The organism is Corallococcus praedator (assembly GCF_003612125.1).
Lineage (GTDB): Bacteria > Myxococcota > Myxococcia > Myxococcales > Myxococcaceae > Corallococcus > Corallococcus praedator.
Window position 1 is genome coordinate 1 of record NZ_RAWI01000779.1, and the last position, 1,058, is coordinate 1,058.

Sequence of the window (1,058 nt, forward strand, 5' to 3'; positions counted from 1 at the left end):
CGTGGGGCGAGGGGCGGACGGTTTTCCGTGGGGGCGGCGTCCAGCGGCTGACACCTGACGTGCCAGCACCGCGCGTCGTGCCAATCGTGGAGGGTCTATGGGACTCGCCATCCAGCAGGAGGAGTTCACGCCGAAGGAGCACGAGCGGTTCGTGCAGCGGCTCGCGGAGAGCCTGGAGGCCCTGCGGGCACTGCTGCGCCGCCCCGGTTTCGGCGTGGGGCCCACGACGATGGGCGCGGAGTTGGAGGTGTACCTGGTGGACCGCGCGGGCTACCCGCTGCCGGTGAACCAGTTGGTGCTGGCCCAGTCGAAGGATGAACGGCTGACGCTGGAGCTGAACCGCTTCAACATGGAGATGAACGTGCGGCCGTCGCTGCTGGCGGGGCGGCCGTTCACCGCGCTGCGGGCGGAGTTCGAGGACGTGCTGAAGGAACTGGGGCGCGCGGCGGCGACGCAGGGCGCGCGCGTGGCGGCCATCGGCATCCTGCCCACGCTCAGGCAGGCGGACCTGGGCAAGGGGGCCCTGACGCAGCAGGCCCGCTACCGGGCGCTGAACGCGGCCATCCGCAAGCGGCGCAACGGACCTTTCCAGGTGGCCATCGCGGGCGACGACGCGCTCAACCTCGCCTGGGACGACGTGACGTTGGAGGGGGCGAACACGTCGCTCCAGTTCCACCTGCGCGTGGCCCCGGAGGACTTCGCGCACGTGTACAACGCCGCGCAGCTGGCCACGGCGCCGGTGCTGGCGGCGGCGGGCAATTCACCGCTGTTCCTGGGCAAGCGCCTCTGGGAGGAGACGCGCGTGGCGCTCTTCCAGCAGGCCACCGACGACCGGGGCGAGGGCGGGGACGAGGTGGCCCACCTGCACCCGCGCGTGACGTTCGGCCACGGCTGGGTGCGCGAGGGCGTGCACGAGCTGTTCTCCGAGGCCGTGGCGCTCTACCCGCCGCTGTTGCCGGTGGTGGGCGACGAGTCCCCGATGGAGGTCGTCGCGGCGGGGGGCGTGCCGGGGCTGGGGGAGCTGCGGCTGCACCAGAGCACGGTCTGGTCCTGGAACC

The 1,058-nt window shown here is 72.4% G+C and carries 1 protein-coding gene; it reads left to right on the forward strand.

Annotation, left to right across the window (positions count from 1 at the left end; genetic code table 11):
* Window positions 1–97: 97 nt before the first annotated feature.
* Window positions 98–1,058, forward strand: a 961-nt coding sequence (locus D7Y13_RS41695; RefSeq protein ID WP_500683198.1) for a glutamate-cysteine ligase family protein, incomplete at its 3' end; no start/stop codon positions are given.